The following is a 19,974-nucleotide window of genomic DNA, read 5'->3' on the forward strand; positions in this document are numbered from 1 at the left end:
CACACCATGTCATTGAATGTCTTCTGGTTCATCCCCACCCACGGCGACAGCCGCTACCTGGGCACCTCGCAGGGCGCGCGTCCCGTCGATGCCGATTACCTGCGCCAGGTGGCCGTGGCTGCCGACACGCTGGGCTACGACGGCGTGCTGCTGCCCACGGGCCGCTCCTGCGAAGACGCCTGGGTGGTGGCCTCGTCCCTCATCAGCGTGACGCAGAAACTCAAATTCCTCGTCGCCATCCGCCCCGGCCTGTCCACGCCCGGCCTGGCCGTGCGCATGGCCTCCACCTTCGACCGCCTGTCGAACGGGCGCCTGTTGATCAATGTCGTCACGGGCGGCGACCAGGGCGAGCTGGAAGCGGACGGCCTGTTTGCCGACCACGCCAAGCGCTATGAAATTTCCGATGAATTCATCAAGGTATGGCGCGCCACCCTGGCGGGCGAGGGCGGCGCGGCCGGCTACGATTTCGAGGGCAAGCATATCCAGGTCAAGGGCGCGAAAACCCTGTATCCACCCGTGCAGAAACCGTATCCGCCGCTGTATTTCGGCGGCTCGTCCGAGCCGGCGCATGCACTGGCGGCCGAGCAGATGGACGTGTATCTGACCTGGGGCGAGCCGCCCGCCGCAGTCGCCGAGAAAATCGCCGACATCCGCGCGCGCGCCGCGAAAAGAGGCCGTACCGTGCGCTTCGGCATCCGGTTGCACGTGATCGTGCGCGAGACCAACGAGGCGGCCTGGCGCGCGGCCGATGAACTGATCAGCCACCTGGACGATGAAGTCATCGCCAAGGCGCAGGCGGCGTTCGGCAAGATGGATTCCGTCGGCCAGCAGCGCATGGCGGCCCTGCATGGCGGGCAGCGCGACAAGCTCGAAGTGTCGCCCAACCTGTGGGCCGGCGTGGGCCTGGTGCGCGGCGGCGCGGGCACGGCCCTGGTGGGCGATGGCCCGACAGTGGTGGCGCGCATGCAGGAATACGCGGACCTGGGCATCGACACCTTCATTTTCTCCGGCTACCCGCACCTGGAAGAGTCGTACCGCTTCGCCGAACTGGTGTTCCCGCTGCTGGGCAAGGGCAAGGCCGTGGGTGAGCAGTCCTTGAGCGGGCCTTTTGGCGAAATCATGGCCAGCAATATCGTGCCGGTGGCACCGCAGAAAAAGGCGGCCTGAGATGGCGGCCGGCATCGTCAAGCGCGCGCCCGGCACGCCATGGCCTGCGCTACGTCACGCTCTGGCGCCGTGGGCCTTGCCGGTGGCGCTGCTGCTGGCCTGGCAGCTGGCGTCGCAGTGGGGCTGGCTGTCGAGCCGCATCCTGCCCGAGCCGTGGGCCGTGGCAAAAGCCTTCTGGCAGCTGGCAGCGTCGGGCGAATTGTGGCTGCACCTGAAAACGAGCTTGTGGCGCGCCACGGTGGGTTTCGCCATCGGCGCGGGACTGGGCTTGCTGCTGGGGCTATTGACGGGCAGCTTCCGGCATGCGGAAACCCTGCTCGACACCACCTTGCAGATGGTGCGCAACATCCCGGCCCTGGCGCTGATTCCGCTGGTGATCCTGTGGTTCGGCATCGACGAGACGGCCAAGCTGTTTCTGCTGGCCGTCGGCGTGTTCTTTCCCGTCTACCTGAATACCTTCCACGGCATCCGCTCGGCCGACCAGGGCTTGATCGAAATGGCGAAAAGTTATGGCCTGTCCGGCTGGCCGCTGTACCGCGACGTGATCCTGCCCGCCGCCATGCCCTCGATTCTGGTGGGCGTGCGCTTTTCGCTGGGCCTCGTGTGGGTGCTGCTGATCGTCGCCGAAACCATCTCGGCGCAGGCCGGCATCGGCTACATGACCATGAATGCACGCGAGTTTTTGCAAACGGACGTGGTACTGGTGGGGATACTTCTGTACGCCTTGCTGGGCAAGCTGGCGGATCTGATTTCGCGCCGGCTGGAACGCCACTGCCTGCGCTGGAATCCCGCCTACCGATAGTGACGAAATGACGAAAGAGGACACCATGCTGCTCGCCCCCATCCAGATCGAATCGGATTTCCTGTCGCACTTCGTGCGGTATGACCCGGCCAGCGCGCCGCCGCAGGCCAGGACGCCGCCGTCCGCTCCACCGGCGCCCCTGGCGCGGCGCGGCGTGCCCCTGGAACTGACGAAGCTGAGTAAATCCTACACCAGCCGTCCCGTGTTGAAAAACGTCGACCTGCAGCTGGAAGCGGGCGAGTTTGTCGCCATCGTGGGGCGCAGCGGCTGCGGCAAGAGCACCTTGCTGCGTTCGATCGCGGGACTGGAAAGTATTGATGACGGCAAGCTGACGATCGGCACGGGCATAGGCGCACCCGATATCCGCATCATGTTCCAGGAATCGCGCTTGCTGCCGTGGAAGACGGTGCTCGACAATGTGGCCCTGGGCTTGCCCCGCTCCATCGGTGCGGCGGCCGCTTCGCTATGGACGGTGGGCCTGGCCGAGCGTGCGGACGACTGGCCGGCGGCCCTGTCGGGCGGCCAGAAGCAGCGCGTGGCGCTGGCGCGCGCGCTCGTGCACGAACCGCAATTGCTGCTGCTCGATGAGCCGCTGGGCGCGCTCGACGCCCTGACGCGCATCGAGATGCAGCAGCTGATCGAGTCGCTATGGCTGGCGCGCGGCTTCACGGCCGTGCTGGTGACGCACGACGTGGCCGAGGCGGTGGCACTGGCCGACCGGGTGCTGCTGATCGAAGATGGGCGGATCACGCTGGATGTGCGGGTGGACTTGCCGCGCCCCCGCCAGCGCGGCCATGCAGCCTTCGCCGCGCTGGAACAGTCTATCTTGTCGCGGGTGCTGCAGCCGTCTCGGCCAGAATGATGAAACCGTCCGTGTCGACCGTCGCCACGATGCCCTCGTAACTGGCGATGGCCGGGTGGCGCGTGGCCAGCGGATGCGCGTGCGTGGCCGTGACCACCATGACTTTCGCACCGGCCGCCTCACCGGCCTCGATGCCGACCGAGGCGTCTTCAAACACCAGGCAGTCACCGGGTGCGACGCCCAGTTTTTCAGCCGCCAGCAAGTAGCAATCGGGTTTCGGCTTGCCGGCCTTGACGTCTTCGGCCGTGACCATGATGGCCGGTATCGGCATGCCGGCCGCCTGCAGGCGTGCTGTCGCCAGCGCGCGCGGCGCCGAGGTGACGATGGCCCATTGCGCCGGCGGCAGCGACGTCAAAAAACGCAGTGCGCCCGCGATTTCAATGATTCCCGCCACATCGATGATTTCCGCATCCGTGATGCCCTGCGACTCGCGCTGCGCGTCGACGCCGGGCAAGCGCAGTTTGGCGATGGTGTCGACCGAGCGCGCGCCGTGGATGGTGGGCAGGAATGCCGCCACGTCGAGGCCCTGGCGCTGCGCCCACGTACCCCAGATGCGTTCGGCGGCGGCGATGGAGTTGATGACGGTGCCGTCCATGTCGAACAGAAAAGCGCGGTAGCGGCCGGCGGCCGATGGCAGGGGGGGAGACGATGGCGAGGGCAGTGCGGACATGGCTTCCTTCCAATTGATGGGCTGGAAGCCATTGTAACGGTAGTGGATTTTTATTTCACAGGTACACCGATTCAAACCTGGCCACGGGCGCGCCATCCTTGAGCAGGATCAGCTTCTCGCCTTCGAGCTGGTAGCCCGTCACGCTGTTCAAATTGGCCAATACCGCGCTTTCCAGCTGCATCAAGGGCGGCGGGCAGGCCATGCGCGTGCCGGCCAGCTGGGTGAAGCGCAAGGTCTTGCCGGCCAGGGTGTAGCCGCCCATGACGCGGTTGCAGCCAGTGAAACCGGTGACCTTGCCGTCGCTGGTGAGGGTAATGCGCACTTCGCGCTCCTGCTGCGGCGCCATCGCCACGTCGGCGCCATCGAGCTGCGTAAGCTTCCAGTAGGTATTCGTCAGGCTGGCCTGCGGCGCCAGGCTGGCGTTCGGCTTGGCGCTGTCGCTGGTGGCGGCGCAGCCGGCGGCCAGGGCGATGGCGGCGGCGAGGGGAAGGTATGTCAGGCGATGCGGCATGCGATGCTCCTGTGAGGGGGATGCGTGCAGACTAGCAGTTTTTCGCGCCGGCCCGCGTACGGCAGCGGCAATTGTTTCCATTTTGCCAGTGCTGGCATTAAACTCATGCTTTCTGCTGTTTTCACCTTTACCTGGGAGCCGGGCCGATGCTGCAAGCGCAAGCGCTGGATAACCGACTGGTCGCCACCAGTGGCGACGACGTGCTGGTGGACCGCATCGTGCCCGGCGCGCCGCTGGTGATCGCCTTTGGCTTCGTTTCCTGGACCACGCGCCCCGCCTTCGATTTTTACGGGCGCCTGCGCAAGCTGGAGCAGGCCAGCGGCCAGCACCTGAACAAGATCCTCGTGCGCGATTCCGGCAATGCCTGGTACCACCGCGGCATCGCGGGACTGGGCAGCCATGTGGACGCATCGGCGCCAGCGCTGCGCGAACTGGTGCGCCGCATCGCGCCCAGCCAGACCACCACCATCGGCCAGTCCATGGGCGCGTATGCGGCCGTCATGTTTGGCTTGCTGCTGGAAGTGGAGCAGATCATCGCCTTTGGCCCGCTGTCCTTCCTTGACGTGGAGCAGGCGCGCCTGTACCACGAACTGCGCTGGCTGTCCGTGATGGAGTCGCTGGCGCAGGATCCGCCGGCCTCCGGCTACCCGGACCTGGCGGCCCTGTGCCGCGCCAGGGCGACCGACAAGACGCAGATCCACCTGGCCTTCGGCACGCGGCCGGATGCAGCCAACGCGGGCGCCAGTGCCAGCGAATCGGTCAATCTCGACGCCATGCACGCGCAGCGTCTGGCCGCCTTTGGCCGCTGCACCCTGCACCCGTTTCCCCATTCGGGCCACGCGGTGGTGCAGCACCTGATCGACACGAAGCGCATCAACGGCTTGCTGGCCGAATGGATACTCGGCCTCACCCTGGAGGAAGAGCCCATGCCGGACATCAGCCGCGAGTGGCAGGACTGGGTGGCGGAAAACCTGCGCCTGGGCTGTCCCGGCGCACAGCTGGTGGCGGTGCTGCAGCAGCATGGGTTTTCGCAGGCCAGCAGCGTCGCTGCCGTGGATGCTGCCCGCGCCAGGGCCCCATGACGCCGCAGTTCGAACTCGAGACCCTGAAAATCCGCTTGGCCGACGCGCGATGGGCGGCGCTCGACTTGCGCGTGCGCGTGCAGCGTGCATTGCGCCAGCTGATACTCGATGGCGTGCTGGCGCCCGGCCTGCGCCTGCCGGCCACGCGCGCGCTGGCACAATCGCTGGGCGTGTCGCGCGACACGGTGGAGCAGGCCTACGCGCAGCTGCGCCTGGACGGCTATCTGCGGCGGAAAACGGGATCGGGCAGTTTCGTCTCGCCGACGATAGGCGCGAGCCTGCTGGGCAAGCATTCGCATGGGCTGGCGCCCGTATCGGCGCAGCCGGTGGCGCTCAGCGTGCGCGGCGCGCAGATCCTCGCCAGCGGCGGCGTGCTTGACCAGCAAAGCGTCAAGGCCTTCGCCACGGGCCTGCCAGAAACGCGGGCTTTTCCCCACGATGTGTGGGAGCGGCTGCGGCGCCAGGCCGCCAGCGGGCACGCAGCCGGCGTGCTGCTGCACGGCGACCCGCAAGGGGCCGAGCCTTTGCGCCAGGCGATTGCCGATTATGTGAACCTAGAGCGCGGCGCGCGGGCCACGGCCGGGCAGGTACTGGTACTGAGCAGCACGCGCCAGGCTTTATATCTGTGCGCGCAGGTGCTGGCCGACGCGCATGGCCCCATCCTGATGGAAGACCCCGGGTATTTCGGCGCGCGCAAGGCGTTCGAGATGGCGCAGTTGCGCGTGGTGCCCGTGCCCGTCGATGCGCAGGGACTGTGCACAGCCAGCCTGCGCGCCGACACAAGCGGGGCGAATACGGTATACGTCACGCCGTCGCATCAGTATCCGACGGGCGCCACCCTGGCGCTCGAGCGCCGCCTGGACCTGGTCGCCTGGGCCGCCGAGCGCCAGGGCTGGATCATCGAGGATGATTACGACAGCCAGTTTCACTACGCAGGCTTGCCGACGGCCTGCGTGCAGGGGCTCGATGCGCGCCAGCGCACGATCTACCTGGGCACGTTCGCCAAGTCGCTGTATCCGGGCCTGCGCATCGGTTACATGGTGCTGCCGCCCGCGCTGGTGCAAGCGATGACGCATGCGCGCAGCATCCTCGATGGCCACACGCCGCAGCTGGATCAATTGACACTGGCCCGTTTCATCGCCGACGGCCATTTCGCCGCCCATGTGCGCGCCATGCGCAATATCTACGCCGTGCGCCGCGATGCGATGGCGCAGGCCGTGCAGCGGCACCTGTCCCACATCGTGACGGCGCACCTGCCGCCGGGCGGCTTGCAGATGCCATGCCTGCTGCACCAGGGCAGGGACGAGCTGGAGACGATCCGCCTGGCGGCGCAGGCGGGCATCGTGCTGCCCGGCCTGAGCCGGCTGTATGCGGCGGCGCCGGCCCGGGGCGGCTGGCTGCTGGGTTTTGCGGCCTTGACACCGCACGAAATCGGCAGCGGCATTGCCCGGCTGGCCCGCGCGCTCGGCTCATAGCGCTGAAGTGGTCTGCTGTACTTGTTGAAATTGGCCTGCTACGGCAGTCCATCGCGGCGCTACCATGCTCCTTTTTCAAGGCAGGGAGCATGCGCATGACGATCAAGGTAACTGGCAATACAAGCACTACAGACGCCGCCACGGCGAACCGGGCGCGCTGGCGCGACCTGGCGTCCCCCACCATGGCCGCCTTCATTTCCGTCCTCGTCAACTATGGCGGCACCTTCGTGCTGGTGTTCCAGGCAGCCCAGCTGGCCCAGCTGAGCGCCGCGCAGACGGCGTCCTGGGTCTGGTCGCTGAGCATCGGCGTGGGTGTGACGGGCATCTGGCTCAGCTACCGCTACCGCGCGCCCGTCATCACGGCCTGGTCCACGCCCGGCGTGGCCTTCCTGGCCACCGTCATGCCGCACACGCCGTACGCCGAGGTGATCGGCGCCTATGTCATGTCGGCCATCGCCTTCATTGTGCTGGGCATGTCCGGCGCCTTCGAGCGCCTTGTGCGGCTGATCCCCGGTGGCATCGCGGCCGGCCTGCTGGCCGGCATCCTGCTGCAGTTCGGTGTGAACGCGTTCGGCGGCGCCAGCGCCGATCCGCTGCTGGTGGTGGTCTTGCTGCTGTCGTATGCCGTGCTGCGCCGCTTTACGGCGCGCTATGCCGTGGTGGGCATCATGCTGATCGGCCTGGCCCTGCTGCTGGCGCAGGGGCGCATCGATACGCAAGGCATCGAACTGGCCCTGGCCGCGCCCGTGTTCGAGATGCCGCGCTTTTCCGTGGCGGCCCTGCTGGGCGTGGCGCTGCCCCTCTTCCTGATCACCCTGACGGGGCAATACATGCCCGGCATGCTGGTGCTGCGCAACGACGGATACAACGTCAGCGCCAATCCCATTGTGACGGTGACGGGGCTCGGTTCGCTGCTCATGGCGCCGTTCGGCGCGCACGCTTTCAACGTGGCCGCCATCACGGCCGCCATCTGCACGGGCAAGGATGCGCATGCGGACCCGTCGAAGCGCTATGTCGCCGGCCTGGCGTGCGGCGTGCTGTACATCCTCGTGGGCGTCTTCGGCGTGACCCTGGCCAGCCTGTTCATGGTCTTGCCGCGCACCTTCATCACGACCCTGGCCGGCCTGGCCTTGCTGGGCGCCATCGGCAACAGCCTGGCGCAGGCAATGGCGGACGTGCGCACCCGCGAAACGGCCTTGATTACTTTCCTGGCGACGGCCGCGAACGTGACCCTGCTGGGCGTGGGCGGTGCCCTGTGGGGACTGGCGGCAGGCTTGGCGGCACATGGGCTGATGCATGGCTGGCGCAAGGCGGCATAGCAGGACAGGTTGCCCATGTCGCCCGCCGCCGCATACAATTAACGCGCCCGTGCCCGTTGGCACCGTCTTTTCCCGATGTGAGCGATGGCCGACTTCACTTCCCTGGCGCAGTACCTGCTGGCCATCACGCCCGCCTTTCTGGTTTGCGCCGCCTTGCTGCTGGCCGTTCCCCGTGCGGTGCCGTTGCTGCGCGTGCTCGTGCATATTTTGTTTTTCGTGCTGGCGCGCGACGCCATGACGGCGCATGGCTACTGGCAGGTGGCGGCGGGCGGCTTGCGCTTCACGGCGCCGCCGCTGGTCTTGCTGGCGCTGGGGATCATGTCGCTGGGACTGCTTGTCGGCACCTGCTGGCTGGAAAGCGAGGCGCGCCGCCAGATCCGCTGGCTGGGCTTGCGGCCGGCATTGTCCGTGCTGCTGGGCGTGGCGGGCGCTTGCGTGATCATCGCGCTGGCTAGCGGCTTGAAGGCGCTGGCCGGCTTGCCCTCCCTGGCGCCTGTCGCGCCATCCTTGCTGCCGATGCTGCTGGGCTTTGCGCTGGCGGCGAACTGTTATGAGGAGTTGCTGTTTCGCGGCTTGCTGCAGCAGCAATTGCGCGCCTGGCTGCCGGCCTGGCGCGCGGCGCTGGTGTCGGGCCTGCTGTTTGGCCTGTGCCACGCCTTCCTTGCCACCACTGTCACGCAGGTGGGCGCGCCCATCCTCGTGTTTACCGTGATCGAAGGCGTGGTGGCGGGGCTGGTATATTGCCGTGCCGGCTTGCTGGGCGCGTCCCTGGCGCATGGACTGGCGATTTTTGCGCTGGCCGCCGGCCGGGTATGATGCCCGTGGATTAATTTAATGAAGTGAAAGTGAAAATACGATGCCTGTCAGTTCCTACCTGAATACCCGTCCCGTCTTGGGCGATAGAGTCTATCTGCATGACACGGCGCAAGTGATTGGCGATGTGCAGATCGGCGACGACTGTTCCATCTGGTGCAACAGCGTGCTGCGCGGCGACGTCAACCGCATCGTCATCGGCGAGGGCAGCAATATCCAGGACTTTTCCATGGGCCACGTGTCGCACAAAAATGCGGCCAAGCCCGACGGTTCGCCCCTGACCATCGGCAAATACGTGACCATCGGCCACTCCGTGATATTGCACGGCTGCACCATCGGCGACGAGTGCCTGATCGGCATGGGCAGCATCGTCATGGATGACGTGGTGGTGGAAAAGCACGTGATGCTGGGCGCGGGCAGCCTGGTGTCGCCGGGCAAGGTGCTGGAAAGCGGCCACCTGTACGTGGGCCGCCCGGCCGCCAAGGTACGCGCGCTAACGGAGGCCGAGATTGCCTACCTGCGCTATTCTGCCGAACACTACGTGCGCGTGAAAAACAATTACCTGGCGGGCGAGCCGGGCTGATAGCTCAGGCTGGAACCATGGCCAGCGCATTGATGCGCGTGGCCATGGCACGCGCGTCCGGCACGCCGAGTATCACGCGCGCCCACTTTTCGTCCTGCAATTCGATCACCAGCGGCTGCCTGCCGCGCGTCATGAAGACGAACTGCCGGTCGCCGCCCTTGTGGTAGGTGCCGGCCGAAATGACGCCAGGCACGCCGGTGCCCGGCGCGCGCAAGCCCAGGGCCGTGCCGCGAAAACCGTCATCGTCGGTAGCGCCGCGCACGTGCCGCAGCGGAATGCGCACATTGCCCTGGAAGGACGCCAGCTTTTCCCACAGGGTCAGGCGGATGGTCAGTGCTTCGTCAGTCAATTCGAGGACAGGCATGGTGGTGTCTCCTTCGGTGGTGGATCCAGAGGGTGCAGCAGGCGTTCGCCCAGCAGTCGGGCCGTGGCGGCGCCCGTTTCCAGCACGGCCGCACGGCACAGGGCCGTGATGGCGGCGTCGGCGGGCGCCAGTTCCTTCAATGCAATGATCAGCAAATCGACGGCTTCTTGCCGCGCCGGCCAGCCCGGCTGCAGCGCTTGCGCCAGCACGCGCTCGAACAGGTGCTGCTTGGAGCCGAAAGCCTTGTACAGGCTGCCGCGCAGCAAACCGGTGGCCTTGACCAGGTCATCGATCGACGCGGCGTTGTAGCCCAGGCGGCCAAAGACGGCGGCCGCCTGGCTGGTCACGGTGGCTTCGTCAAAGTTGCGGGGTCTGGCCATGGTGGCGATGCAAGGTGTGCGGCGGGGCGGAATGTCCCGTCTCTGCCACCACTATAGGCATTGGTGAACGATTGGTCAATAACTATCTGCAGGCAGGCGTGCGCGCAGTTCAGGGCGCGGCGCCAGGTCCGCCGGCAGGCGCAGCCTGGACACCAGGCCCAGGCGCCGCAACAGCAGCAGTGCCCACCAGCCCGGGTCCCATTCGCCGGGGCGCAAGCCCAGCCTGGCCGAGCCCGGATAGGCATGGTGGTTGTTGTGCCAGCATTCGCCCATGGTCAGCAGCGAGGTCAGGCGGATGTTGTGGCCCTGCACGGCGGCGCCGTCGACGTGATAGTGCCGCTGGCCATGGTTGTGGGCAAAGTAGCCGATCAGCCAGTGCCCCAGCACGCCGGCGCTGACCCGCGCGCAGACACCCCAGCAAACCAGGCCCCAGCCGCCCCAGGCGTAGAACAGCAGCGCCCACGGCAGTTGCTGCAGCATCCAGGTGGCTTCCAGAAAGCGGTAAAAGCGGTCGTGCGCGATGCGCGGCTCGATGGCGATGTGCGGCGGCTGGTTCAGATCGAGACGGCAGTGTAGTTGCCACCATGCATCGCGCCAGAAGCCGCCGCCGTGGCGCAGGAAACGGTGGCAATCGGGCTGGCGCTGGGCGTAGTCGCGCAGTTCATGCTGGCGCAGCAGGCCCAGCGGGCCGCTGAGTCCCACCAGCACGCCCAGGTAGACGAGCACATATTCAAGCCAGCGGGGGCAGTGGAAGCTATCGTGTATCAGCTTGCGGTGGCTGCCCAGCGAATGGCCGAACAGCAAGACGACGGCGGTGCTGATGATGAAGAGTGCCAGCCCGCCCCAGCTGAAAGCGAGGGTGGCGCCAAGCACGGTGCCGGCCAGCATGGCTGCCAGCCACAGCGATGGCAGCGGCGCGTAGCGCACCGTGCCTGCCAGCACGCTGGCGGCATGCGGCGCGCTGACGCGGGCGGACATCAGGCCTGCGGGGCCGACGATGGTTGCGTGTATTTGTCGAAATTGGCGATGTAGTCGTTGAAGTTATCCGTCAGCATGCGCTTGTACTGTTCCGTGAAGAAGGCCACGGCGTCCTCTTTTTCCTGCTGCATCTTGGCCACATCGTTGGTTTTGCTGGCGACGAGGAAGGCGTTGAAGCGCGCCGCCGCGTACAGCAGCGAGGTGGCCACTTCGTTGCCGCGGCTTTGCTCGCACTGCTCGTTGGCCAGGGCGATGATTTGGTCGGCACGTTCCCAGAACTCCGGACCCGGCGCGGGTTTTGTTGTTGGTGTGTTCATGTGATCCCTCATAAAAGTGCGTGCCAGTCTACACAGCGGGCCGCTGGCTGTCCAGCGCGCGGCCCGTGCGGCGAGTCAGCGCGCTTGCAGGATCTGTTCCAGCAGGGCGGGCAGCGGCTGGCGGATGTCCAGCACGATGCCGGCTTCGTCTGCTTGCAATGGCTGCAGGGTGCGCAGCTGGCTGTCGAGCAGGCTGGGCGGCATGAAATGGCCGGGGCGCTGCATGCGCTGCTCGAGCACGGCACGGGGGCCGTCCAGGTGGGCGAAGCGCAGGGCGGGGTCGCCCTCGCGCAGCAAGTCGCGGTAGGTGCGCTTCAGGGCCGAGCAGGACACCACCAGGCCGCTGCCCTGCGCGCGGGCCGTGGCGATGCGTTCGCGCAAGGCCGCCAGCCAGCTGGCCCGGTCCGCATCCTCAAGCGGGATGCCGGCCGCCATCTTGGCCACGTTTTCCGGCGGATGCACGTCGTCGCCTTCCACGTAGGGCACGCCCAGCGCGCCGGCCAGCAGGCCGCCGATGGCGCTCTTGCCGCAGCCGGACACGCCCATCACGACCCAGCGCACGGCGGGCGCGTCTGCGCTCATGGCGCCGAAACGATGATGGTGACGCGGCGGTTCTCCGCCTTGCCCGCCTTGGTGGCATTCGAGGCCACGGGCTTGCTCATGCCCAGGCCTTTGATGACGATGTTGTTACGTGGAATGCCCGTCGCGCTCATGGCATCGGCCACCACGTTGGCGCGCGCCAGCGACAGGTTATTGTTGTACGCTTCCGTACCCTCGTTATCCGTATGGCCTTCCACGCGCATGTGGGTGATGCCCACTTTCAGCAGGGCGGCGCTGATCTTCTGGATGGCGCTGCGGCTGGGCGGCGTCAGCTTGGCGGCGTCGAACTCAAACAGCAGCTTGTCCGTGAAGCTCAGCTCCCAGCCTTCGTCGGTCTGCTTGAAGCCTTGTTCCTGCAAGGTGGCGACCTGATCGGCGTTGAACAGCGGTTTCTTTTCAGGGGCGCTCTGGCAGGCGGCCAGCAGGCCGACGAGGAACAGGCCGAGGAGGCCGAGGCGTAACTGCTTGTAAATGCATTGCATGGTGATGCTCCTTGCGGTCATGGGTGAATGTGTGTCTGCGGCTGGTGCGCCACCTGGCGCGTGCCGCGCTGCGCCTGCTTGGCGCGGTACATGGCTTCGTCCGCCGCGCCCACGAGCGAGACGGCGTCGATGGCGTGGTCGGGGAAGACGGCCACGCCGATGGTCAGCGAGGTGACGATGCTGTTGCCAGTTGGCAGCTCAATGGCTTGCGACATGGCGCTGATGATGTTGTCGGCGATATGCATGGCGTCGGCGCTGCTGCGCAGCGGCCGCAGCAAAATGGCGAACTCGTCGCCGCCCAGGCGCGCCACCAGGTCGCCTTCGCGCAATTGCTGCTTGATGCGCGCGGCGATCGTCACCAGCACGCGGTCGCCCGAGGCATGGCCAAAGGTATCGTTGATATATTTAAAACGGTCGCTGTCGAGGAAGAGCACGGCCACCTTGCCGTTGCCGATGCGCGCTTCCGTGATGGCGCGCTCCAGTTCCGCTTCCATGAAGGCGCGGTTGGACAGGCCCGTCAGGCTGTCGTGGTTGGCGCGGTGCGACAGCGAAGCGTTTTCCTTCTGCAGATGGCTTTGCCATGCTTCCAGTTCGTCGAGCAGGGCGTTGAAGTCGTCATTGATCTGATTCAATTCAGCAATATTGGCTGGCGGCACGCGCAACTCGAACGAGCGGTCGCGCCGCACGCGGTGCGCCGTTTCGGCCAGGTGGCGCAGCGGCGCCGTGATTTCCGTTTCCATGCGGCGCGACAGGCGCACGGCGACGATCAGGCTCAGCGCCAAACAGGCCAGCAGGCAGGACAGGCCGCTGAGCAGGAAGGGCAGCAGGCTGCGGCTGTGCGGGATCAGCTTGATGCTGCCGATCACCTGTTCATCGTGGGTGATGGGGAACGTCAGCGAGTCCGGCAGCATCCAGCCCGTCAAGGTACGCTCGATGTAGTAGCGCGTGCCGTGTTCGCCGCGCTCCCAGCGCGCCAGCATATTGCCGTTTTTATCGCTCACCTGTGCCTGGTCGATGTCTTCGTTGACGCCGATCAGGGCCAGCGCTTCCTTGGCGGCCATCGGGTCGCCGAAGACGACAGCCGCTTCCACCGTGTAGCTCATCGAGCGGGCCACCAGGCGCAGGTTCTGGTCCGAATACACGCGCAAGGCCAGCAGGGCCACGGCCGTCAGGGTCAGGCCGGCGGCCAGCACGGCGATCAGCGACACGCTCAGGTGGGCGCGCCGCAGCACGCTGTCGAGCGTGGGACGGGGCTTGCGGGCCAGTTTGGCACTGATCCGGGCATTCATGGCTGAGGTCCCTTGCGACGTGCAATTTGCAAGGCGTTCGGATGCACGCGCAGGCCGCTGCGGGCGATGGCGTCGAGGTTGACGTCAAAGCCGATCTGCGCGTCGAGCAGGCGCAGGCAGAACATGATGCCGACGGAACAACTGGTGCCCGGTTCGCTGACCGACAGGATGGGTTTGCCGATGATTTGCGTCAGCAGCACCTCGCGTTCGCTCTCGGGCAGCGTGCCCATGTAGACGACGTCGCATTCCCCGGCGGCGCCGGCGGCCGGCTGGACTTTCACGCGGATGCGCTGTCCCGCGTTCGAGGCGGGCGTGTCGACGATGGCCGCGCCATGGCGCGTGGCGCCGACCATGCAGACGCGCACTTCCGGACGCGCCACGGGCCAGCGTACATAGCTGATGATGCCGAACAAGACTTGCGCCACTTCGGCCGGCCGCCTGGTGTCAGGCGCCGCGCCGCCTTGCGCCCACGCCGCCGGCGCCAGCAGGCCACAGGCGAGCAGCGAGGCCAGCAGTACGGCCGAAAGCAAGGCTGGCGGCGCGGTGCGCTGCCAGTGGCAAGGGAAGGAAAGCACGGTTTTGAGCGTCTTTATGCAGGTCAGAAATTGCTACTCGTCAACACAGACTGTACGGAACTGCGTGCTGAAAGTAAATCATATTGCGATATAAACTTGCATTATAAACAGCAATGTTAAAACTTGCATTCTTTACCATGAGAATTGCTGGTCAACATTGCTCAAAACCGCTTTGGATTGTTTCTATTGTCTCTATTCTTCCAATGTCGCTTCCAGCAAGTCGATTTCACGCAACAGGCGCAAGTGAATTGTGTCATCGAGCTCGCCCGAGATGCGCCGGCGGAACAGTTCATCGCGCTCCGCGTTCAGCGCTTCCAGGCGCAGTGCCCGTTCGGCCTTGGCCAGCTCCTGCATGCGCGTGGCCTCGTCATTGCTGCTTTCGCCATACGCGAGGCGGCGCCGGTAGGCTTCGATCAGACGGTTGGCGGCCTCGGTAATGACTTGCTGCTTGCTATCCTTGTCAATGCCGGCGCAGACTTTTTCCAGCCGCGCGATGGCTGCCTCGGCCGCGGCAGCCCGCGCGTTGCGCTCTTCCGTCGAGCGCCGCGCGGGCGGCGCGAAGACCAGGCCCTTGGTCAGCAGGGGCAGGGTGACGCTGGCCAGCAGCAGCGACAGCAAAATCACGCCCATGGCCAGGAAGATGACCAGGTCGCGCGCGGGGAAGCGCGTACCGTCAGGCAAGAACAAGGGCAGGGTCAGGATGCCGGCCAGGGTCAGCGCGCCGCGCACGCCCGCAAACGAGGCCACCATCAGCAGGCGCAGGCTGGGACGCGCCAGCATGGCCGCTTCCTTCGACTCGCCCGCCACCTTTTTGTGGTGCTTGAACAAGGTCAGCTTCATGGAAATGAAGACCCAGACAAAGCGCATGAAAGTCAGGCCCACCGTGATGGCCAGCACGAACAGGGGCAGCTTCCAGGCGCTGCCGGCGCCCACTTCGGCCGATGCGGCTGGCAAGCCGGCAACGGTGGTGGGCAGCTGCGCGCCCAGCATGACGAAGATCACGCCATTGAGCACCAGTTGCACCGTATCCCACACGGCCTTGCGCTGGGTGCGCGTGGCGGCCAGGGGGCGGCCGATCAGGTCGGCGTAATGCATGGACACGCCCGCCGTGGCGGCGGCCAGGATGCCGGAGCCGTGGATTTGCTCGGCGCCCAGGTAGGCGGCAAACGGGATCAGGATGCTGATGAGGATTTGCAGGCCCGGCTCTTCGCCGACCTTGCTCACCAGCCATTTGTTCGCCAGGCCCACGCCCCAGGAAATGGCCAGGCCGATGATGATGCCGCCGCCCGCTTCCTGCACAAAGCTCAGCGAGGCGGCGCCGATCGAGAAGCCGCCCGTCATCATGGCGCCCACGGCAAACGTGAAGCAGACGAGACCGGACGCGTCGTTCAGCAGCGATTCGCCTTCCAATATATGCATCAGGCGTGGCGGGATGGGGTTGCCGGCGGCAATGGCCGAGACAGCCACGGGGTCCGTCGGCGACAGGATGGCGCCCAGCGCGAAGGCGACGGCCAGCGGCACGCTGGGGATCAGCCAGTCGATGAAGAAGCCCATGCCCAGCACGGTAAACAGCACCAGGCCGATGGCCAGCATCAGGATCGAACGGGCATCGGAAAAGAAGGCGCCCTTGGGGATGCGCCAGCCATCGAGAAACAGCAGCGGCGGGATGAAGAGCAGGAAAAAGATGTCGGGATCGAGCGGTACTTGCACACCGAACATGGCCAGCCCCGTGCCGCCGGCGATCTGGATCAGGGGCAAGGGCAGCTTGACCCAGCGCGAACGGGCGACAAAGCCGCACAGGACGACGGTCAGGACCAGGATGAGAATAATGGAAACGGTATGCATGGTGGGGCGGGAGGGCAGGGGCCGTGCTGAAAAGGTGATTATAAGGCGCAGCCCGCTCTCGGGCTTGCCTGCGTGTCATTGCGTACATACAACAAGTCACAATCGCGGTAAGATTGTCATTGTGGCCCTGTTGCCGCCGCTGTTCGCCGGTGGCAGGCCTGCCTCGCTCCGTATTCTTGCTTAGCCTCCCGGCTTTTATCCTGACTGGTTCCTGTTTTGCTCAAAAAGATTTTCACCGGCCTGCTGCTTTTGCTGGCACTGCTCATCGTGGCGGCGCTGGCCGCGTATCTGTATTACTGGCGTCCCGCGCTGGCGCCCATCAATCCCCCGGCCGCCACGGCGTTTTCACCGCAAGTGGTGGACAAGGGCCGCATCCTGGCTGGCATGGGCAATTGCGCCGCCTGCCACACGGCCAAGGGCGGTGCCGAGTACGCAGGCGGCCACGGCCTGGCCACGCCGTTTGGCACGATCTACGCGACGAATATCACGCCCGACCCGCAAACGGGCATCGGCCGCTGGTCGCTGGCGGCTTTTCAGCGGGCCATGCGCGAAGGCGTGGGCCGCGATGGCGCCCACCTGTATCCCGTGTTTCCGTACACCCACTTCAACCTGGTGTCGGATGCCGACCTGACGGCCCTGTACGCGTATTTCATGACCCGCCCGCCCGTGTACGCGGTGGCGCCCGCCAATAGCGTGCCGTTTCCCCTGAACCTGCGGCCTTTGCAGGCGGGCTGGAAGTTGTTGTATTTCAAGCCAGCCAGTTTCCAGCTGGACGCGGCGCAAGGGCTGGACTGGAACCGGGGCCGCTACCTGGCCGAGGGCCTGGCCCATTGCGCCGCCTGCCACACGCCGCGCAATGCGCTGGGCGCCGAAGTTGCCAATTCCGCTTATCTGGGCGCCTCCATCGACCACTGGTATGCACCGGCCCTGACCAGCGCCAACACGGCGCCCCTGCCGTGGACGCAGGCCGAGCTGTATGCCTTTTTGCGCACGGGGGCCACGGCCCTGCATGGCGTGGCGGCCGGCCCCATGTCGGCCGTCGTGCACGAAGGTATGGACGCTTCGCCCGATGCCGATATCCGCGCGCTGTCCGTGTATTTTGCCGGCGTGGCCGCGGCGGAGCAGCGCCAGGTCGATACGGATACGGTGGTGAAAGCCGGCATCCAGCGTTCACGGCGGGTCAGCCTGGTCGACAACGACCGTGGCGCCAGCCTGTATGTGGCCGCCTGCGCATCCTGCCATTCGAACAGCAATGGCCAGCCCGTTGCCCTGCGCCCGGAACTGAGCCTGAACAGCGCCGTCAGCGCGCCCGATCCCGCCAACCTGATTCAGGTGATCCTGCACGGCATCGGCAAGGACGAGGCCATGCCTGGCGTGCTGATGCCCGGCTTTGCCGCCGCGCTGACGGATAACGACGTGGCCCAGCTGGCCGCCTACCTGCGCCGCAGCCGCAGCCACCAGCCGGCCTGGACGAACCTGGAAGCGGCCGTGGCGCGCGCGCGTGCAACCGCTACCGCCAGCGGCAGTGCCGCCAAGTAATTATTGAAAGTCTCACGCATGTATAACATTACCGTCAATGGCCAGCCCTTCAGCACCGAGGTCGATGCCGACACTCCCTTGCTATGGGTGCTGCGCGATGAAGTCAATCTGAAGGGCACCAAATTTGGCTGCGGCATCGGCATGTGCGGCGCCTGCACCGTGCATGTGGATGGCCGCGCCATCCGTTCGTGCATCACGCCCATCGCCGCCGTGGCCGGTTCCGCCATCACCACCATCGAGGGCTTGTCGCCGGACGGCACGCACCCGCTGCAGCAGGCGTGGATCGCCACGCAGGCGCCCCAGTGCGGCTATTGCCAGTCGGGCCAGATCATGCAGGCGGCGACGTTATTGAAAGATTATCCGCAGCCTACGGATGCGAATATCGATGCCGTCATGAGCGGCAACCTGTGCCGCTGCATGGCGTATGTGCGCATCCGCAATGCCATCAAGCTGGCGGCCGGGATGCCGGAGGCGCCACATGCTTAAGCTGCCCAAAGACAACGCCGGCGCGCGTCCCCCTTCGCTGGGCCGGCGCGGCTTCCTGATCGCCGCCGCCGGCACGGGATTTACCCTGGCCTTTTTGCGCGCCGACAGCTCCTATGCCAACACTGCCCCGGCCCCCGGCAAGGCGCTGCCCACGCTGGCCGCCACGCCGGCCGTGCCCGTGTTCGATCCCAGCATCTGGTTCGAGATCGGCCGCGACGGCATCGTCACCGTAAATATCGCCAAGGCGGAAATGGGCCAGCATATCGGCACGGCCCTGGCGCGCATCGTTGCCGATGAGCTGGAAGCGGACTGGAGCAAAGTACGCCTGCATTACGTGGACACGGATCCGAAATGGGGCGTGATGGTAACGGGCGGCAGCTGGTCCGTCTGGCAGAATTTCGATCCGCTCAGCCGTGCCGGCGCGGCCGGCCGCCTGGCGCTGGTCGAGGAGGGCGCCCGGCTGCTGCGCGTGCCCGCGTCCGCCTGCCATGCGAAACTGGGCGCCGTGCATGGGCGGGGGCGTTCGATTTCCTATGGCGACATCGTGCGTCGTGGCAAGCTGACGCGCCAGTACACGCCCGAACAACTCAAAGCCATCGTGCTGAAGACGCCGCAGCAGCGCACCCTGATCGGCCAGCCTGTGCAGGCGCTGGACATCCCCGCCAAGACGGATGGCACGGCCGTGTACGGCATCGATGCGCATGTCGACGGCATGCTGTATGCGCGCCCGAAGCTGCCGCCCACGCGCTACGGTTCCAAAGTCGTGTCCATCGACGACTCGGCTGCCAAGAAGGTCAACGGCTATCTGCACTCGGTAGCCTTGCAGGACCCCAGCGGCAGCGTGCCCGGCTGGGTCATGGTGTACGCGGCAAGCTACGCTGCCGCCGTGCGCGCGGCCGACCTGGTGCAGGTGAAGTGGCGCGCCGGCGCGGCGGCCCACGTGTCCGAGCAGGACATCGTCAACTATGGCACGAAGCAGCTGGCCGACGCGACCCTGGGCGCCCGCGTGGTCGACGATGATGGCGTGGAGCAAGCCTTCAAGGATGCCAGCCTGAAGCTGGAGCGCCACTACACGACCAGCACCGTGCTGCATTTCCAGCTGGAACCGGTGAATGCCCTGGCGCAGGAAATTGACGGCGTCTGGCATATTCATGCTGGCAACCAGTGGCAATCCCTGATCCTGCCCGTGCTGGCCACCGCCCTGAAGGTGCCGGAAGACAAAATCATGCTGCACACCTATTTGCTCGGTGGCGGCTTCGGCCGGCGCCTGAATGGCGATTACTGCGTGCCGGCCGCGCTGGCGGCGCAAGCCATCGGGCGTCCCGTCAAGATGATTTGCACGCGGGCCGACGATGCGCGCTTCGATTCGCCCCGTTCGCCTTCGCTACAGCATGTGCGCATGGCGTTCGATGCCGACGGCAAAGTGTCGGCCATGGTGCACGAGGCCAGCGCGGGCTGGCCCACGCAGGCGATGATCCCCGCCTTGCTGGCCAAGGATAAGCAGGGCCATCCGTATGATCCGTTCGCCATCGCCGGCGCCGACCACTGGTACACGGTGGGCGCACAGCGCGTGCGGGCCGTGTCGAACGACCTGGCCAACAGCAGTTTCCGTCCAGGCTGGCTGCGTTCCGTGGGGCCGGGATGGACGAATTGGGCGGTGGAAAGTTTCATGGACGAAGCGGCGCAGGCGGCCAAGGTCGATCCGCTGGCTTTCCGCCTGTCGCTGCTGCAAGCGACGGGCCGCAATGCCGGCAGCGCGCCGAACGCCGTCGGCGGCGCCGCGCGCCTGGCCCATGTGTTGCGGCGCGCGGCGGAAAAGGCGGGCTGGGGCACGG

At 66.2% G+C, this 19,974-nt stretch carries 22 protein-coding genes; 11 read left to right on the plus strand and 11 right to left on the minus strand.

Annotation, left to right across the window (positions count from 1 at the left end; genetic code table 11):
• Window positions 1-6 precede the first annotated feature (6 nt).
• Genes ssuD through JaAD80_RS26070 form a run of 3 tightly spaced genes read left to right on the plus strand, consistent with a single transcriptional unit; the run spans window position 7 to window position 2,831 of the window.
• Window positions 7-1,167 carry an FMNH2-dependent alkanesulfonate monooxygenase gene (ssuD, locus tag JaAD80_RS26060; RefSeq protein WP_102298892.1) on the plus strand — a complete coding sequence of 387 codons (1,161 nt, stop codon included), beginning with the start codon at window positions 7-9 and terminating at the stop codon, window positions 1,165-1,167.
• 1 nt (window position 1,168) lies between these two features.
• The gene (gene ssuC / locus JaAD80_RS26065) at window positions 1,169-1,969 is read left to right on the plus strand and encodes an aliphatic sulfonate ABC transporter permease SsuC (RefSeq protein ID WP_102298894.1); all 801 of its coding nucleotides are present in this window, start codon (window positions 1,169-1,171) and stop codon (window positions 1,967-1,969) included.
• Window positions 1,970-1,994: 25 nt separating this feature from the next.
• Window positions 1,995-2,831, plus strand: a complete 837-nt coding sequence (locus JaAD80_RS26070) for an ATP-binding cassette domain-containing protein (RefSeq protein ID WP_102298930.1) — start codon at window positions 1,995-1,997, stop codon at window positions 2,829-2,831.
• Here JaAD80_RS26070 and JaAD80_RS26075 read toward each other — a convergent pair.
• Both JaAD80_RS26075 and JaAD80_RS26080 read right to left on the minus strand, forming a co-directional pair.
• On the minus strand, window positions 2,791-3,501 hold the full coding sequence (locus JaAD80_RS26075) for an HAD-IA family hydrolase (RefSeq protein ID WP_102298896.1): 711 nt from the start codon (window positions 3,499-3,501) through the stop codon (window positions 2,791-2,793). The two genes, JaAD80_RS26070 and JaAD80_RS26075, sit on opposite strands and share 41 nt — an antisense overlap.
• A gap of 55 nt (window positions 3,502-3,556) precedes the next feature.
• Window positions 3,557-4,012: an META domain-containing protein gene (locus JaAD80_RS26080; RefSeq protein ID WP_180979598.1), complete on the minus strand. Its 456-nt coding sequence runs from the start codon at window positions 4,010-4,012 to the stop codon at window positions 3,557-3,559.
• Between the two features lie 146 nt (window positions 4,013-4,158).
• Here JaAD80_RS26080 and JaAD80_RS26085 point away from each other — a divergent pair, with 146 nt between their 5' ends.
• The 5 genes from JaAD80_RS26085 (at window position 4,159) to JaAD80_RS26105 (ending at window position 9,284) form a co-directional block, all read left to right on the plus strand.
• Window positions 4,159-5,094 (plus strand): hypothetical protein, encoded by a 936-nt coding sequence (locus JaAD80_RS26085; RefSeq protein WP_102298900.1) that lies wholly within the window; start codon window positions 4,159-4,161, stop codon window positions 5,092-5,094.
• Window positions 5,091-6,569 carry a PLP-dependent aminotransferase family protein gene (locus JaAD80_RS26090; RefSeq protein ID WP_102298902.1) on the plus strand — a complete coding sequence of 493 codons (1,479 nt, stop codon included), beginning with the start codon at window positions 5,091-5,093 and terminating at the stop codon, window positions 6,567-6,569. Before JaAD80_RS26085 ends, JaAD80_RS26090 begins: the two co-directional genes overlap by 4 nt.
• A gap of 182 nt (window positions 6,570-6,751) precedes the next feature.
• Complete coding sequence (locus JaAD80_RS26095) at window positions 6,752-7,888, plus strand: benzoate/H(+) symporter BenE family transporter (protein WP_258003190.1); 1,137 nt, start codon at window positions 6,752-6,754, stop codon at window positions 7,886-7,888.
• Between the two features lie 84 nt (window positions 7,889-7,972).
• A complete protein-coding gene (locus tag JaAD80_RS26100) occupies window positions 7,973-8,704 on the plus strand; it encodes a CPBP family intramembrane glutamic endopeptidase (RefSeq protein ID WP_102298903.1) in 732 nt (243 codons plus the stop codon).
• A gap of 40 nt (window positions 8,705-8,744) precedes the next feature.
• Window positions 8,745-9,284 (plus strand): gamma carbonic anhydrase family protein, encoded by a 540-nt coding sequence (locus tag JaAD80_RS26105; protein ID WP_102298904.1) that lies wholly within the window; start codon window positions 8,745-8,747, stop codon window positions 9,282-9,284.
• Between the two features lie 4 nt (window positions 9,285-9,288).
• On the opposite strand, the gene JaAD80_RS26110 is transcribed toward JaAD80_RS26105, so the two are convergent.
• The 9 genes from JaAD80_RS26110 to JaAD80_RS26150 form a co-directional block, all read right to left on the minus strand.
• Entirely contained in the window at window positions 9,289-9,648 is a 360-nt protein-coding gene (locus JaAD80_RS26110) for a hypothetical protein (protein WP_102298906.1), read from the minus strand.
• On the minus strand, window positions 9,630-10,028 hold the full coding sequence (locus tag JaAD80_RS26115; RefSeq protein WP_102298908.1) for a helix-turn-helix domain-containing protein: 399 nt from the start codon (window positions 10,026-10,028) through the stop codon (window positions 9,630-9,632). Before JaAD80_RS26115 ends, JaAD80_RS26110 begins: the two co-directional genes overlap by 19 nt.
• 75 nt (window positions 10,029-10,103) lie before the next feature.
• Complete coding sequence (locus tag JaAD80_RS26120) at window positions 10,104-11,006, minus strand: fatty acid desaturase (RefSeq protein WP_102298909.1); 903 nt, start codon at window positions 11,004-11,006, stop codon at window positions 10,104-10,106.
• Window positions 11,006-11,323, minus strand: a complete 318-nt coding sequence (locus JaAD80_RS26125) for a DUF3144 domain-containing protein (RefSeq protein WP_102298911.1) — start codon at window positions 11,321-11,323, stop codon at window positions 11,006-11,008. Before JaAD80_RS26125 ends, JaAD80_RS26120 begins: the two co-directional genes overlap by 1 nt.
• Window positions 11,324-11,398: 75 nt before the next feature.
• Window positions 11,399-11,905, minus strand: coding sequence for a gluconokinase (locus JaAD80_RS26130; protein WP_258003188.1), 507 nt, complete (start codon window positions 11,903-11,905; stop codon window positions 11,399-11,401).
• Window positions 11,902-12,405, minus strand: a complete 504-nt coding sequence (locus JaAD80_RS26135; protein WP_102298912.1) for an OmpA family protein — start codon at window positions 12,403-12,405, stop codon at window positions 11,902-11,904. Before JaAD80_RS26135 ends, JaAD80_RS26130 begins: the two co-directional genes overlap by 4 nt.
• A gap of 17 nt (window positions 12,406-12,422) precedes the next feature.
• Window positions 12,423-13,694, minus strand: a complete 1,272-nt coding sequence (locus tag JaAD80_RS26140) for a diguanylate cyclase domain-containing protein (protein ID WP_102298913.1) — start codon at window positions 13,692-13,694, stop codon at window positions 12,423-12,425.
• Entirely contained in the window at window positions 13,691-14,224 is a 534-nt protein-coding gene (locus JaAD80_RS26145) for a YfiR family protein (protein ID WP_102298915.1), read from the minus strand. Before JaAD80_RS26145 ends, JaAD80_RS26140 begins: the two co-directional genes overlap by 4 nt.
• 237 nt (window positions 14,225-14,461) lie before the next feature.
• Complete coding sequence (locus JaAD80_RS26150; RefSeq protein ID WP_102298917.1) at window positions 14,462-16,114, minus strand: Na+/H+ antiporter; 1,653 nt, start codon at window positions 16,112-16,114, stop codon at window positions 14,462-14,464.
• Between the two features lie 216 nt (window positions 16,115-16,330).
• On the opposite strand from JaAD80_RS26150, the gene JaAD80_RS26155 reads away from it, so the two are divergent.
• The 3 genes from JaAD80_RS26155 to JaAD80_RS26165 all read left to right on the plus strand — a co-directional run.
• Complete coding sequence (locus JaAD80_RS26155; protein ID WP_102298919.1) at window positions 16,331-17,653, plus strand: cytochrome c; 1,323 nt, start codon at window positions 16,331-16,333, stop codon at window positions 17,651-17,653.
• An 18-nt stretch (window positions 17,654-17,671) separates the two neighbouring features.
• A complete protein-coding gene (locus tag JaAD80_RS26160; RefSeq protein ID WP_102298921.1) occupies window positions 17,672-18,139 on the plus strand; it encodes a (2Fe-2S)-binding protein in 468 nt (155 codons plus the stop codon).
• On the plus strand, window positions 18,132-19,974 hold a 1,843-nt coding region (locus tag JaAD80_RS26165; protein WP_102298922.1), incomplete at its 3' end, for a xanthine dehydrogenase family protein molybdopterin-binding subunit. The genes JaAD80_RS26160 and JaAD80_RS26165, both read left to right, overlap by 8 nt.

Origin of the sequence: Janthinobacterium sp. AD80 (assembly GCF_002878455.1) — a bacterium.
GTDB lineage: Bacteria > Pseudomonadota > Gammaproteobacteria > Burkholderiales > Burkholderiaceae_D > Janthinobacterium.

What these genes read in the sequence shown, in the direction of transcription:
- ssuD (WP_102298892.1), top strand. Translation starts at nt 7, where the DNA reads ATGTCATTGAATGTCTTCTGGTTCATCCCCACCCACGGCGACAGCCGC.
- ssuC (WP_102298894.1), top strand. Translation starts at nt 1,169, where the DNA reads ATGGCGGCCGGCATCGTCAAGCGCGCGCCCGGCACGCCATGGCCTGCG.
- JaAD80_RS26070 (WP_102298930.1), top strand. Translation starts at nt 1,995, where the DNA reads ATGCTGCTCGCCCCCATCCAGATCGAATCGGATTTCCTGTCGCACTTC.
- JaAD80_RS26075 (WP_102298896.1), bottom strand. Translation starts at nt 3,501, where the DNA reads ATGTCCGCACTGCCCTCGCCATCGTCTCCCCCCCTGCCATCGGCCGCC.
- JaAD80_RS26080 (WP_180979598.1), bottom strand. Translation starts at nt 4,012, where the DNA reads ATGCCGCATCGCCTGACATACCTTCCCCTCGCCGCCGCCATCGCCCTG.
- JaAD80_RS26085 (WP_102298900.1), top strand. Translation starts at nt 4,159, where the DNA reads ATGCTGCAAGCGCAAGCGCTGGATAACCGACTGGTCGCCACCAGTGGC.
- JaAD80_RS26090 (WP_102298902.1), top strand. Translation starts at nt 5,091, where the DNA reads ATGACGCCGCAGTTCGAACTCGAGACCCTGAAAATCCGCTTGGCCGAC.
- JaAD80_RS26095 (WP_258003190.1), top strand. Translation starts at nt 6,752, where the DNA reads ATGGCCGCCTTCATTTCCGTCCTCGTCAACTATGGCGGCACCTTCGTG.
- JaAD80_RS26100 (WP_102298903.1), top strand. Translation starts at nt 7,973, where the DNA reads ATGGCCGACTTCACTTCCCTGGCGCAGTACCTGCTGGCCATCACGCCC.
- JaAD80_RS26105 (WP_102298904.1), top strand. Translation starts at nt 8,745, where the DNA reads ATGCCTGTCAGTTCCTACCTGAATACCCGTCCCGTCTTGGGCGATAGA.
- JaAD80_RS26110 (WP_102298906.1), bottom strand. Translation starts at nt 9,648, where the DNA reads ATGCCTGTCCTCGAATTGACTGACGAAGCACTGACCATCCGCCTGACC.
- JaAD80_RS26115 (WP_102298908.1), bottom strand. Translation starts at nt 10,028, where the DNA reads ATGGCCAGACCCCGCAACTTTGACGAAGCCACCGTGACCAGCCAGGCG.
- JaAD80_RS26120 (WP_102298909.1), bottom strand. Translation starts at nt 11,006, where the DNA reads ATGTCCGCCCGCGTCAGCGCGCCGCATGCCGCCAGCGTGCTGGCAGGC.
- JaAD80_RS26125 (WP_102298911.1), bottom strand. Translation starts at nt 11,323, where the DNA reads ATGAACACACCAACAACAAAACCCGCGCCGGGTCCGGAGTTCTGGGAA.
- JaAD80_RS26130 (WP_258003188.1), bottom strand. Translation starts at nt 11,905, where the DNA reads ATGAGCGCAGACGCGCCCGCCGTGCGCTGGGTCGTGATGGGCGTGTCC.
- JaAD80_RS26135 (WP_102298912.1), bottom strand. Translation starts at nt 12,405, where the DNA reads ATGCAATGCATTTACAAGCAGTTACGCCTCGGCCTCCTCGGCCTGTTC.
- JaAD80_RS26140 (WP_102298913.1), bottom strand. Translation starts at nt 13,694, where the DNA reads ATGAATGCCCGGATCAGTGCCAAACTGGCCCGCAAGCCCCGTCCCACG.
- JaAD80_RS26150 (WP_102298917.1), bottom strand. Translation starts at nt 16,114, where the DNA reads ATGCATACCGTTTCCATTATTCTCATCCTGGTCCTGACCGTCGTCCTG.
- JaAD80_RS26160 (WP_102298921.1), top strand. Translation starts at nt 17,672, where the DNA reads ATGTATAACATTACCGTCAATGGCCAGCCCTTCAGCACCGAGGTCGAT.